This is a genomic window from Dactylosporangium sp. NBC_01737, from assembly GCF_035963215.1.
In the GTDB taxonomy this organism is placed as follows: domain Bacteria; phylum Actinomycetota; class Actinomycetes; order Mycobacteriales; family Micromonosporaceae; genus Dactylosporangium.
In genome coordinates this window covers 8,349,071-8,360,644 of record NZ_CP109153.1, presented here as the reverse complement: position 1 = coordinate 8,360,644, position 11,574 = coordinate 8,349,071, and the positions used below count along the sequence as shown (strand labels likewise).

13 protein-coding genes are annotated in these 11,574 nt (G+C 75.3%); all 13 read left to right on the top strand.

What is annotated here, in order from left to right; all coding sequences use genetic code 11:
• The first annotated feature begins 1 nt into the window (after position 1).
• The 13 genes from OHA72_RS37815 to OHA72_RS37755 are packed head-to-tail and all read left to right on the top strand — an operon-like array spanning position 2 to position 11,565.
• On the top strand, positions 2-1,768 hold the full coding sequence (locus OHA72_RS37815) for an AfsR/SARP family transcriptional regulator (protein WP_327000863.1): 1,767 nt from the start codon (positions 2-4) through the stop codon (positions 1,766-1,768).
• A 24-nt stretch (positions 1,769-1,792) separates the two neighbouring features.
• Complete coding sequence (locus OHA72_RS37810; RefSeq protein ID WP_327000862.1) at positions 1,793-2,602, top strand: enoyl-CoA hydratase-related protein; 810 nt, start codon at positions 1,793-1,795, stop codon at positions 2,600-2,602.
• Positions 2,599-3,510, top strand: a complete 912-nt coding sequence (locus OHA72_RS37805; RefSeq protein WP_327000861.1) for a BtrH N-terminal domain-containing protein — start codon at positions 2,599-2,601, stop codon at positions 3,508-3,510. The genes OHA72_RS37810 and OHA72_RS37805 overlap by 4 nt, the downstream gene beginning before the upstream one ends.
• The gene (locus tag OHA72_RS37800) at positions 3,507-5,015 is read left to right on the top strand and encodes an amino acid adenylation domain-containing protein (protein ID WP_327000860.1); all 1,509 of its coding nucleotides are present in this window, start codon (positions 3,507-3,509) and stop codon (positions 5,013-5,015) included. The genes OHA72_RS37805 and OHA72_RS37800 overlap by 4 nt, the downstream gene beginning before the upstream one ends.
• Positions 5,012-5,260 (top strand): acyl carrier protein, encoded by a 249-nt coding sequence (locus tag OHA72_RS37795; RefSeq protein WP_327000859.1) that lies wholly within the window; start codon positions 5,012-5,014, stop codon positions 5,258-5,260. The genes OHA72_RS37800 and OHA72_RS37795 overlap by 4 nt, the downstream gene beginning before the upstream one ends.
• Position 5,261: 1 nt before the next feature.
• The gene (locus tag OHA72_RS37790) at positions 5,262-6,734 is read left to right on the top strand and encodes a class I adenylate-forming enzyme family protein (RefSeq protein WP_327000858.1); all 1,473 of its coding nucleotides are present in this window, start codon (positions 5,262-5,264) and stop codon (positions 6,732-6,734) included.
• The gene (locus OHA72_RS37785) at positions 6,734-7,942 is read left to right on the top strand and encodes a type III PLP-dependent enzyme domain-containing protein (RefSeq protein ID WP_327000857.1); all 1,209 of its coding nucleotides are present in this window, start codon (positions 6,734-6,736) and stop codon (positions 7,940-7,942) included. Before OHA72_RS37790 ends, OHA72_RS37785 begins: the two co-directional genes overlap by 1 nt.
• 1 nt (position 7,943) lies before the next feature.
• Entirely contained in the window at positions 7,944-8,207 is a 264-nt protein-coding gene (locus OHA72_RS37780; RefSeq protein ID WP_327000856.1) for a phosphopantetheine-binding protein, read from the top strand.
• Positions 8,204-9,388 carry an acyl-CoA dehydrogenase family protein gene (locus tag OHA72_RS37775; protein ID WP_327000855.1) on the top strand — a complete coding sequence of 395 codons (1,185 nt, stop codon included), beginning with the start codon at positions 8,204-8,206 and terminating at the stop codon, positions 9,386-9,388. Before OHA72_RS37780 ends, OHA72_RS37775 begins: the two co-directional genes overlap by 4 nt.
• A complete protein-coding gene (locus tag OHA72_RS37770) occupies positions 9,385-9,681 on the top strand; it encodes a hypothetical protein (protein WP_327000854.1) in 297 nt (98 codons plus the stop codon). The genes OHA72_RS37775 and OHA72_RS37770 overlap by 4 nt, the downstream gene beginning before the upstream one ends.
• A complete protein-coding gene (locus OHA72_RS37765; protein WP_327000853.1) occupies positions 9,672-10,043 on the top strand; it encodes a 4'-phosphopantetheinyl transferase family protein in 372 nt (123 codons plus the stop codon). Before OHA72_RS37770 ends, OHA72_RS37765 begins: the two co-directional genes overlap by 10 nt.
• Positions 10,040-10,513 carry a flavin reductase family protein gene (locus OHA72_RS37760; RefSeq protein ID WP_327000852.1) on the top strand — a complete coding sequence of 158 codons (474 nt, stop codon included), beginning with the start codon at positions 10,040-10,042 and terminating at the stop codon, positions 10,511-10,513. Before OHA72_RS37765 ends, OHA72_RS37760 begins: the two co-directional genes overlap by 4 nt.
• Positions 10,514-10,539: 26 nt before the next feature.
• Positions 10,540-11,565, top strand: a complete 1,026-nt coding sequence (locus OHA72_RS37755; RefSeq protein ID WP_327000851.1) for an NAD-dependent epimerase/dehydratase family protein — start codon at positions 10,540-10,542, stop codon at positions 11,563-11,565.
• The last annotated feature ends 9 nt before the right edge of the window (positions 11,566-11,574 follow it).

The following is an 11,574-nucleotide window of genomic DNA, read 5'->3' as shown; positions in this document are numbered from 1 at the left end:
TGTGAAGTTCGGGGTGCTCGGCGCGTACCAGATCTTCCCGGGGCTGCCGCACCGGATCCACGCGGCGAAGCACCGCAAGCTGCTGGCACTGCTCACGGTGAACGCGGGCCACTTCGTGTCCGTCGACCGGCTCGCGCAGGAGCTGTGGCCGGTCGGTCCGCCGCTGTCGGCGCCGAACCTGATCCGGCAGTACGTGTCGGCGATCCGCCGCGCGTTGCCCGCCGAGGCCGGCGCCGGCCTGATCAGCACGATGCCGGCCGGGTACCGGATGTCGCTGCGGCCGGGCGACCTGGACCGGCACGAGTTCGACCGGCTGGCGGACGAGGGCCGCGCCGCGTTCACGCTCGGGCTGCTCGACGAGGCCGCCGACCCGCTCGCGGCGGCGCTGGCGCTGTGGCGCGGCGAGCCCCTCGCGGACCTGGAGCCGTCGCCGTCGATCGAGGCCGAGGCGCGCCGGTTGACCGAGCGGTGGCTGGCCACCGTCGAGCTGCAGGTGGACGTGGAGCTCGAACGCGGCCGGTACGACCGGGTGCTGGACGAGCTCGCGGCGCTGGTGACCCTGCATCCCGGGCGGGAGGGGCTGCGGGCGCGGCAGATGCGGGCGCTGTACGCGACGGGGCGGCGCGCGGAGGCGTTGCGCGCGTTCCGGGAGGGCCGGGAGGCGCTCATCGACAGCATCGGCATCGAGCCCGGTCCGCAGCTGCAGCAGGTCCACCGGATGATCCTCAACGACGAGCTGACGGCGCAACCCGCGGCGCGGGCGGTGCGCCGGCCGCCCGGCGCTCACCGGCCGGCGCAGCTGCCCGCCGACGTCCCCGACCTGGTCGGGCGGGACGACGACGTGGCGCGCGTCAGCCGGTTCCTGAGCGCGGACGCGGTGTCGCCGGTGATGGTGATCTCCGGCAAGGCCGGCGTCGGCAAGAGCGTCCTGGCGGTGCGGGCCGGGCACCTGCTGCGCGACCGGTTCCCCGACGGTCAGCTGTTCCTGCGGATGGACCGGCAGACGCCGCAGGAGGCGCTGCGGCGGGCGCTGCGCGCGCTCGGTGCGCCGGCGCCCCAGGATCAGGATCCGCACGAGACGTACGCGACGTGGATGCGGAACCGGCGGATGCTCATCGTGCTGGACGACGCGGCGCACGAGCGCGACGTGCGCCCGCTGATCCCGGCCGGTTCGCCGAGCGTGGTCCTGGTGACCAGTCCTTCCGTGCTAGCCGGGCTGGAGGGCGCCCAGCACCTGGTCTGCGCGGCGCTGACCGACGCGGCCGGAGTGCGGATGCTCGCCGGCATCATCGGTCAGGAGCGCGCCGACGCCGAACCGGACGCGGTGCACGCCGTGGTCACCGGGGTGAGCCGGCTGCCGCTGGCGGTCAGGATCGCCGGCAGCCGGCTGGTCGTGCACCGGCACCGCCCGGTGGCGGACCTGGCGCGGCGGCTGTCCACCCGTAACCCGCTGGACGTGCTGCGCCACGGCGACCTGCAGCTGCGGCCCCGCATCGCGGCCAGCTACCGCCGGCTCGACGAGCAGCACCAGCGGGTGTTCGCGCGGCTGGCCGCGCTGCCCGGCCCGTTCGACGCCGACACGGTCGCGGCCGCGGCGGAGCTGTCCGCCGACGCCGCCGACGCGGCCATCGACCGGTTGCTGGAGCTGCACCTGCTCGACTCGGCCGACGGCGGGCGGTACGTCCTGGACCGGCTGATCGCCGCGTTCGCGCGGGAGCGCCTGCACGCCGGTACACCGGGACTAAACCTGGACTCGCACGGCCACTAAACGCACGGTGGGCAATTGGCATGCATGCTCACCGATTCCCGTCCGACCGTCGGCCCCCTGGAGGTGCGGCGCCGCGGCCCGGTCGCGACCGTGACCCTGCACGGCACCGGCCCCGGCAACGCCCTCGGCGGTGCCGTGTTCACCGGCCTGCCGGAGACGCTCACCGGCCTGGCCGGCGACGACACGGTCAGCGTCGTCGTGCTGCGCGGCGCCGGCGCCACGTTCAGCGTCGGGCTGGACCTGCGCTGGTATCTGCCCCGGTACCGGCGCATCACCCGCCTCGGCGACGACAGGGCGGCCGCGCGGCGCGCCCTCTACGAACAGACCCGCGTCGTGCAGGACGCGATCAGCGCGGTCGAGGACTGCCCGCTGCCGGTGGTCGCGGCCGTCACCGGCGCCTGCGTCGGCGCCGCGCTGGAGCTGGTCGCGGCCTGCGACGTGCGGGTCGCCACGGCCGACGCGGTGTTCACGGCCCGGGAGGTGGACATCGACCTGGTCGCCGACCTCGGCCTGCTGCAGCGCCTGCCGCGGATCGTCGGCGAGGGGACCACGGCCTGCCTGGCGCTCACCGGCGCGGAGCTCGGCGCGGCGGAGGCGTTGCGGGTCGGCCTGGTGTCCGCCGTGTACGACACGCCCGCCGGCCTCGATCAGGTCGCCGACGTGATCGCCGGGCACGAGCGGCACGTGCTGGCCGGGATCAAGCACGTGCTGCACGCCAGCCGGGACCTGCCCGTGGCGCGGGGGCTGGAGCTCAGCGCCGCGTGGACGGCCGCGTTCATGCCCACCACCACCGTCACCGAGCGGCTGCGAGAGCGCCTGGGAGGTACCTCATGACCACCGTGCACGATCCCGCCGTCCTCGACGACCCGGACGGCCTGGACAGTGACCAGCTCGACTGCCTGGACGACAACCTGCAACTGCTGGCCCGCCACGCCGGCGCCCCGGACCATCACGGGCCGTTCATCCGCGACTGGGGCTTCCGGGACACCGGCGCGGCACCGGTCTTCGCGCGGGAACAGGTCGAGGACCGGCTGCGCCGCGACGCCGGGCTCGCCGTCACCTGGCACGACCCGGCACCGCTGAGCCGGCATCTGGCCCGGGGTCGGCCCGTGCTGTGCATCGCCGACGCCTACGCGATGCCGTGGCTGCCCTACGCCGGCCACGCGCACATGGACCACTCGTTCGTCGTCACCGGCATCGACGCCGGCCAGGTCCACATCGTCGACGCGTACCACAACGACACCGCCTGGGGCCCGGCCCGGCCGACCCGCACGACCGTCCCCGAGGCGGACCTCACCGCCCTGCTCGGCGCGGAGCCCCGCACGGCGACGCTCGAACCGGCCGGACCGCCGGCGCCGCCGCCGCCCGGCGACACGCTGCGCGACAACGCCGCCCACATCGGCGACGCCGGCGCGCTGCGCGGCTACGTCGAGCGGATCCGGGGCCACGCCGCAGACCCGGACGTAATCGAGGAGGTCGCGCTCGCCTGCTGGCTCGGCGTGCGCAGCCGGACCCGGTACGCGACCTGGCTGACGGCCCACCACGGCGCCGAAGCGGGCCGCCGCTTCGCGGGACAGGTCGCCGCCGCCTGGCGCCGCGCCAGCGAACAGGCCTACATCGCCCAGCTGCGGGCCGGCCGCGGCAAGCGCGTGCCGACCGGGGTGTTCGACACGCTCGCCGGCCCGGTCGCCGACGCGGAGGCGACCGCCGCGACCGCACACCGCCAAGGAGACCTGCCATGAAGCTGCACGACCGGTTCGCCGCGGCCGCCCGCCGCCACCCGGACCGCACCGCATTCGACACCGGCACCCGCACCATCACCTACCGGGAGGCCGAAGGGCACGTCGCCCGAGCCGCCGGCTGGCTCGGCGCGCACCACGCGCGCGGCGAGCGGGTCGCGTTGCACCTGACCAAGTCCCCGGAGGCGATCATGCTCATGCTGGCCGCGCTGCGCGCCGGGCTGAGCTACGTGCCGATCGACCCGGGCGCACCGGCCGCGCGGCGCGCGTTCGTCGTCGCCGACAGCGGCGCCCGGGCGGTCATCGTCGACGACCGGACCGCCCAGGGCTGGGCCGCCGCCGACGTGGTCCGCGCCGGCGTCGTGTTCGCGCACCGGGAACCCGCGCGGGAGCCCGTTCCCGTCGGCGACGACGACACGGCGTACGTGCTGTACACGTCGGGCTCCACCGGCCGCCCGAAAGGGGTGGTGATCACCCACGGCAACGCGGAGGCGTTCGTCGACTGGGCGGTCGGCTACACCGGCCTCGGCCCGGCGGACCGGGTGGCGGTGCACGCGCCGCTGCACTTCGACCTGCCCGTGCTGGACGTCTACGCCGGGCTCGGCAGCGGCGCCACCGTCTGCCCCGTGGACGAGCGCACGGTGCTGTTCCCGCAGGCGCTGCTGCGCCACCTGCGCCGGCAGCGCATCACGGTGCTGTACGCGGTGCCGTCCGCGCTCATCGCGCTGCTGCACCGCACGACGCTGCCCGAGGACGGGCTGCCGGACCTGCGGCTGCTGCTGTACGCCGGCGAAGAGTTCCACCCGGGGCCGCTGCGCCGGCTGATGGCCGCGCTGCCGCACACCGAGGTGCACAACCTGTACGGGCCGATCGAGACGAACGTCGTGACCGCCCTGCGGGTGCGGCCCGAACACCTCGACCTGCCCCGGATCCCGCTCGGCCGGCCGGTGCCCGGCACCCGGATCTTCCTGCGCGACGGTGACCGTGACGACGACGGGGTCGTCACCGGACCGGACCGGGCCGGGGAGCTGCTCGTGGCCGGCCCCAGCCGCACCCCGGGATACCTGGACCGGCCGGACCTCACCGCCGCGTCCCGCGCCACCGTCGTGGCCGACGGCCGCCGCTGGACCTGCCACCGCACCGGCGACTACGCCACCTGGGACCACGACGGGCAGCTGCGCTTCCTCGGCCGGCGCGACGGGCTGGTGAAGACCCGCGGGTTCCGCGTCGAGCTCGGCGACGTCGAGGCGGCCGTGTTGCGGCACCCGCAGGTCCGCGAGGCGGCCGTGGTGGCGCTGCCGCACCCGGAGCACACCAACCTGCTGCACGCGTTCGCCGTCACCGACGGCGGCACGTCCGGCGACGAGCTGCGGCAGTGGTGCCTGCGGGAGCTTCCCGCGTCCATGGTGCCGGCCCAGGTGACCGTCGCCGCCGACCTTCCCCGCACCAGCACCGGCAAGATCGCCCGCCGGGAGCTGGCCGACCAGGCCGCCGGAGGTGCGTCATGACCACGCTGCTGCCCTACGTCACCGAGGTCGTCAGCGGCCGTCTCGGCCGGCCCGTCGCACCCGGCGAGCCGCTGCTGGACCAGCCGGGCTTCGACTCCCTCGCGATCGCCGCCGTGATCGACCGGATCGAGGCCGACCTCGGCATCGAGCTCGAACCGGACCTGCTGGTCCCGGAGACGTTCACCGACCTGGTGTCGCTCGCCGAGGCCGTCCGGGCCAGCACGCCTGCCGCGGGAGGTGCCTGAGATGACCGACGCGCTGCACGGGCTGCTCGACGAGGCCGCCGCGGCGGCCCCCGACCGGCCGGCCGTCGTCACCGACGAGCGGCACTGGACCTACCGGGAGCTGGCCACGCGGACCCACACGGCCGCGGCGTGGCTGGCGGCGCACGGGGTGCGCCGCGGCGACCGTGTCGTGCTGCTCGCCGCCAACGGCCCCGACCTGGTCTGCGCCTGCTACGCCGTGTCCCGGCTCGGCGCCGCCTTCGTCGTGGTCAGCGCCGAGACGAAACCGTTCCAGCTGCGGCACATCCTGGACAACGCCGGGCCCGCGCTGGTGCTGACCGACGACCCGGCCCGGGTGCCGGCCGACGTGACCGTCCCGGTTGCGACGTTCCCGGCGCTCGACCAGGAGTCCGGGACGTCCGTCGAGTGGCCGGGGATCAGCACCGACCCTGCCTGCCTGATCTACACCTCCGGCAGCACCGCCGCGCCCAAGGGCGTCGTCTCCCCGCACCGCACGATGCGCTTCGCGGTCGCCGCCATCGCCGGGCGGCTGGGGCTGCGACCCGGCGACGTCATCGGCACCTTCCTGCCGCTGTCCTTCGACTACGGCCTCTACCAGGTGTTCCTGGCCGCCCACGCCCGGGCCACGCTCGCCCTCGGCGACCCCGGCCAGGTTGGCCCGGGACTCCCCCGACGGCTGGAGCGCTGGGGTGTCACGGTCCTGCCGCTGGTCCCGTCGATCGCCACGGCCCTGCTGCGCCTGCACCGGCGCGGCGGTGCGCCGCTGCCCGCACTGCGGGCCGTCACCAACACCGGGGCGCGGCTCGCCCCGGAGACCATCGACCTGCTGCGCCAGGCGTTCCCGGACGTCGCCGTGTACGCGATGTTCGGCCTGACCGAGTGCAAGCGGGTCGCCATCCTCGACCCCGCCGACCTCGACCGGCGGCGGGGCTCGGTCGGCCGGCCGCTGCCGGACACCGAGTGCCTCATCGTCGACGAGGACGGCCGCCCCCTGCCGCCCGGCGCCACCGGCGAGCTGGTGGTCCGCGGCCCGCACGTGATGGCCGGCTACTGGCGGGCGCCGGAGCAGACCGCGCAACGGTTCCGCCCGTACGGCGCCGGCACCGAGCTGGCGCTGTTCACCGGCGATCTGTGCGCCCTCGACGAGGACGGCTACCTGTACTTCCGGGGCCGCTTCGACGACGTGTACAAGAGCCGCGGCCACCGGGTGTCCACATTGGAGGTCGAGGCCGCGGCGCTGGACGTGCCCGGCGTCGCGGAGGCGGCCGTCGTGCCGCCGCACCACGACGGCGATCCGGTCCGGCTGTTCGTCACCGGCACCGCCGACGCCGGCACGGTCCTCGCCGGGCTGCGCGAGCGCCTCGAACCGGCCAAGGTGCCCGACACCGTCCGGGTGCTGGACCGCATGCCGCTGAGCACCAACCGCAAGATCGACCGCCACCAGCTGCGTGACGAAGCCCCGGAGGTGACCTGATGCACGCGCCCCACCTCGTCGAACGGTACGGCAGCCCGCTGTACGCCTACGACCTGAGTGTCCTGCGCGCCGCGCACGCCGACCTCGTCGCGCAGCTGCCCGCGGCCGGCGCCCTGCTGTATTCGGTGAAGGCCAACCCGCACCCGGAGCTCATCCGCGAGCTGCACCGGGTCGGCTGCGGCGTCGAGGTCAGCTCCACCGGCGAGCTCGACGCGGCGCTCGGCGCGGGTGTCCCCGCCGCCGGCATCCTGCACAACGGGCCGGCCAAGACCCGCACCGAGCTGGAGCACGCGCTCGGCGCCGGGGTCCGGCTGTTCTCCGTCGACTCCGCCGCCCAGCTGGCCCGGCTCGGGCACGTCGCCGCGCAGCACGGCGTCACCGTCGAGGCGCTGCTGCGGGTCAACGGCGACACCGCACCCGGCGGCGCCGGGCTCGCCATGACCGGCACCGCCTCCCAGTTCGGCGTCGACGCCGGGCAGGTCAGCGCCGACCCGGACGCGTTCACCCACGACCACGTCACCGTGAAGGGTCTGCACTTCTACCTCGGCACCAACGTCGCCGACGAGGCCGACCTGATCGCGACGTTCCGGACCGCGCTGGAGGTCACCGCGGCGCTGCGACCGGTGCTGCGCAACCCCGTCGAGGTGCTGGACCTCGGTGGCGGCTTCGCCGCGCCGTACGCCCGCGCCGGGCAGCGGGCCCGCTACCCCGGCCTGCGGGCGGCGCTGGAGGACCTCCTGGCCACCTACGCGCCGGACCGGCCGCGGGTGCTGTTCGAGTCCGGGCGCTACCTGACCGCCGAGTGCGGCCGGCTCGCCGCGACCGTCCAGGACGTCAAGCAGTCCAAGGGCCGCACCTTCGTCCTGCTCGACAGCGGCATCAACCACCTCGGCGGGATGGCCGGGCTGCGCCGCGTGCCACCGCTCGTGCCGCAGCTGACCGCCGACCGGCCGGACGCCCCGGACGTCACCTGCGACGTCGTCGGTCCACTGTGTACACCGCTGGACGCGTGGAGCCGCGGCGTCACCCTGCCGGACCTGCGCGCCGGTGACGTCGTCGAGGTGCCCAACGTCGGCGCCTACGGCCTCAGCGGCAGCCTCATCGGATTCCTCAGCCACCAACCACCCGCGGAGGTCGTCGTGGACGGCGACACCGTCGTGCACGCCTCCCGGCTCGCACTCGTGCGCACCGACCAGAAAGGACGCTGACATGAGCACCCCGACCACCGACCAGTACACCACCGTGCTGCGCCGGCACCTCAAGTACCTGCCCGAGGGCGCGCCGCTGGCCGCCGACGCCGACCTGCGCTCGCTGGGCCTGGACTCGATGGCCGCCGTCGACCTGCTGTTCGACCTCGAGGACACCTTCGACGTGGTCCTGCCGGACGAGGCACTGGTCGAGCAGACGTTCACCACCCCGCAGTCACTGCAGGACACCCTGCAGCGCCTCGACCAGGAAGGAGGCCGGTCATGACCGCGGTGCTGACATCCGATGCGATGAGCGTCGCCCGCGACGTGCTGCCGGCGATCGCCGAGCGGGCCGCCGCCGTCGACCGCGACGGCGAGTTCCCGCGGGCCGGTCTGGACGCGCTGCGCGGCACGCCGCTGATGGGGCTGCTGGTGCCCGCCGAGTACGGCGGGATGGGCGGCACGTTCGCCGACCTCGCCGAGGTCACCCGCGAACTCGCCGGCGGCTGCACCGCGACCGCCGTGATCTGGGCCATGCACTGCCAGCAGGTCGCCGCCGTCGCACGGCACGCCGGCCCGCGGCTGCGCGCCGACGTCCTGCCGCGCATCGCCCGCGGCGAGGTCTACATCGCCTCCATCACCACCGAACGCGGCAAGGGCGGCCACCTGCTCACCGCGCAGGCGCCGCTGGAACCCGCTGGCGACGGGCGCCTGCGGCTGCACCGGGAGGCGCCGATCTCCACCGGGTCGCTGCACGCCGACGCGTTCCTCATCACGATGCGCGCCGCACCCGACGCGCCCGACTCCGACGTCCGGCTCGTCTGGGCGGACCGCACCGACATCACGGTGCAGACGCACGGCGACTGGGACCCGATGGGGATGCGCGGCACGCACAGCGTCCCGGTGACCGTCGACGGTGTCATCGACCGCGAGCTCGTGGTCGGCGACGACTTCCGTGCCGTCGCGCTGGCCAGCTTCGTCCCGGCCGGGCACATCGCGTGGGCGTCCGCGTGGCTCGGCGCCGCCCAGGGCGCGCTGCGCCGCGTCCTGGTCCTGCTGCGCGACCCGCGGACCCGCCGCCAGTACAACCTGGACTCCGAGCTGCTGCTCACCCGCCTGGCCCGGGTCCGCGCCGACCTCGACGGCGTCGAGGCCCTGCTGGACCGGGTCGTCGCCACCGTCGAACGGGTCGTCGCCGGCGGCGCGGTCCGTGCCGAGGTGGAGGCGCCGGCGTACCAGATCCTCGTCAACGAACTGAAGATCGTCGCGTCGGAGCGCTGCCACGCCGCCGTCGACGAGCTGATCGACCTCGTCGGCCTGCGCCACGGCTACCTCAGGAACTCGCCCACGGCACTGGAGCGGGTGCTGCGCGACCTGCGCTCGGCCAGCCTGATGTACGCCAACGACCGGCTGCTGCTCGCCAACGGCAGGCTCGCCCTGTTCGACCGCGCGGCCAGGCTGCCGTGAACGGCGCGCTGGTGGTCGTCGCGCCGCGCCCCGGCGCACCCGGTGCGCTGCTCGGGTCGCTGCCCGCGGCCGAACGCGACCGCGCCGGGGCGCTGCACGGCGACCGCCGCGCCGAGTACGTCGGCGGCCGGGTGCTGGCCCGCACGCTGCTGGCCGGCGAGCTGGGCTGCCCGCCCCGCGACGTCCCGATCGTCGTCGACGACGCGGGCCGCCCGCGCGTCGCCGCAGGGACCCGGCGGCCGGCGTCTCGTTCAGCCTCGCGCACGCCGGCGGCCTCATCGCCGTGGCGCTGAGCCGGGCCGGCGACGTCGGCGTCGACCTCGAACCGGCCGGCCGCCGCCCGTCGGCACTGGCCTGGTCGTGCTCGCCGGCCGAACGGGCCTGGCTGGCCGGCCGGCCGCCGGGCGAACGGCCCGCGGCGTTCACCCGCCTGTGGACCCGCAAGGAGGCCTGCGTCAAGGCCCGCGGCACCGGCATCCGGCACCGCCTCGCCGACGTCCACTGTGGACCGCGGCCGGCCGGGCGGTGGCGGGACGTGTGGTGGCGCGACGTGTGGGTCGCCGACGGGTTCTGCGCCGCGGTCGCCATCACCACCGGCCGCGACGGCTTCGACGTGCGCCTGCGGCACACCACTCTCCCCGGGAGGATCAGATGAGCACGAACGACACCGGCAGCCGGCGGCTGCGGCGCGTCCTCGGCGAGTTCGCCACCGGCGTGACCGTCGTCGCCGCGGACTCCCCGCGCGGCCCCGTCGGCATGACCGTCAACTCCTTCACCTCCGTCTCCCTCGATCCACCGCTGATCCTGGTCTGCCTCGCCACCGCCGCCAGCACGACCCGCGCGGTCACCGACGCCGGCTCGTTCGCCGTCAGCATCCTGCGCCGCGACCAGCGCGGCATCTGCGACACGTTCGCCGCCCGCCGCCCCGACAAGTTCTCCGCCGTCGGCACCGTCGAGGCGGCGACCGGCGCACCCGTCATCGACGACGCGCTCGCGTACCTCGACTGCCGCGTCCACGACGTCCTGCCCGCCGGCGACCACGTGGTCGTCATCGGCGAGGTCGCCGACGCCGCCGCGGCCTGCGACGGCGAACCGCTCACGTTCTTCCGCGGCACCCTGCAGTGACCCGCCACGACCCCGAAGGGCCAACCATGTCATCGACCGTGTCATCCGCCGTGTCATCCGCCGTGTCCTCCACCCCCGCGCCGCTGCGTCCCGGCGCCCGCGCCATCGTCACCGGCGGCTTCGGCTTCGTCGGCTCGCACCTCGTCGGCGCGCTGGCCGCACGCGGCGTCGCCGTCACCGTCCTGGACGTCTGCCCGCCGCCCGCCGCGCTGCCGGACGGGGTCGAGCACCGCATTGCCGACCTGCGCGACCCGCAGGCGGTGCGGGCCGCGCTCGCCCCGGCCGACGTCGTGTTCCACCTCGCCGGCAACGCCAGCGGCACGCTGTCCGTCGACCGTCCCCGCTTCGACTTCGAGACCAACGCCGAAGGCACGTTCAACCTGTGCGAGGCGCTGCTGGAGCTGCCGCCGCGGCGGTTCGTGTACCTGTCCTCCGCCATGGTGTACGGCCGGCCCGAGTCCACCCCGATGCCGGAGGACCACCCGCTGCGGCCGTTCCTGCCGTACGCGGCGTCGAAGCTGGCCGGCGAGCACGTGGCGCAGAGCATGTTCGAGTCCTTCGGGCTGCCCGCGGTCATCGGCCGCGCCTTCACCATCTACGGCCCGGGCGAGGACCCGCGCCGCGCCGGCGGCGAGGTCTCGCAGTTCGTCCGGTGGCACCTCAACGGCCGGCCGATCCCCGCCGTCGGCGACGCCGAGCGCAAGACCCGCGACTTCGCCCACGTCGACGACCTCGTCGAAGGGCTGCTGACCATCGCCGAACGCGGCACCCCCGGTGAGGTCTACAACCTCGGTACCGGCTCGGAGACGTCGCTGCGCGAGCTCGCCGACGTCATCGGCGCCGTCACCGGCCGCCCCGCCGACCTGCGCTGCGACGACGAGGTCCTCGACGACAGCTACCGCCACGTCGCCGACATCGACAAACTGCGGGCGCTGGGCTACCGGCCGCGGGTGTCCCTCGAGGCCGGCGTCGCCGCGCTCGCCGCGGCCCTGGGCGAGCACCCGGAGCTGCCGAGCATGCCCGCCGTGTTCCACCGCCCGACCGCCGCTTAGGAGCTGAGC

Bases quoted from the DNA above. Each gene is read 5' to 3' on its own strand.
- OHA72_RS37780 (WP_327000856.1), top strand. From the start codon at position 7,944: ATGAGCACCCCGACCACCGACCAGTACACCACCGTGCTGCGCCGGCAC.
- OHA72_RS37760 (WP_327000852.1), top strand. From the start codon at position 10,040: ATGAGCACGAACGACACCGGCAGCCGGCGGCTGCGGCGCGTCCTCGGC.
- OHA72_RS37790 (WP_327000858.1), top strand. From the start codon at position 5,262: ATGACCGACGCGCTGCACGGGCTGCTCGACGAGGCCGCCGCGGCGGCC.
- OHA72_RS37755 (WP_327000851.1), top strand. From the start codon at position 10,540: ATGTCATCGACCGTGTCATCCGCCGTGTCATCCGCCGTGTCCTCCACC.
- OHA72_RS37785 (WP_327000857.1), top strand. From the start codon at position 6,734: ATGCACGCGCCCCACCTCGTCGAACGGTACGGCAGCCCGCTGTACGCC.
- OHA72_RS37775 (WP_327000855.1), top strand. From the start codon at position 8,204: ATGACCGCGGTGCTGACATCCGATGCGATGAGCGTCGCCCGCGACGTG.
- OHA72_RS37795 (WP_327000859.1), top strand. From the start codon at position 5,012: ATGACCACGCTGCTGCCCTACGTCACCGAGGTCGTCAGCGGCCGTCTC.
- OHA72_RS37800 (WP_327000860.1), top strand. From the start codon at position 3,507: ATGAAGCTGCACGACCGGTTCGCCGCGGCCGCCCGCCGCCACCCGGAC.
- OHA72_RS37805 (WP_327000861.1), top strand. From the start codon at position 2,599: ATGACCACCGTGCACGATCCCGCCGTCCTCGACGACCCGGACGGCCTG.
- OHA72_RS37810 (WP_327000862.1), top strand. From the start codon at position 1,793: ATGCTCACCGATTCCCGTCCGACCGTCGGCCCCCTGGAGGTGCGGCGC.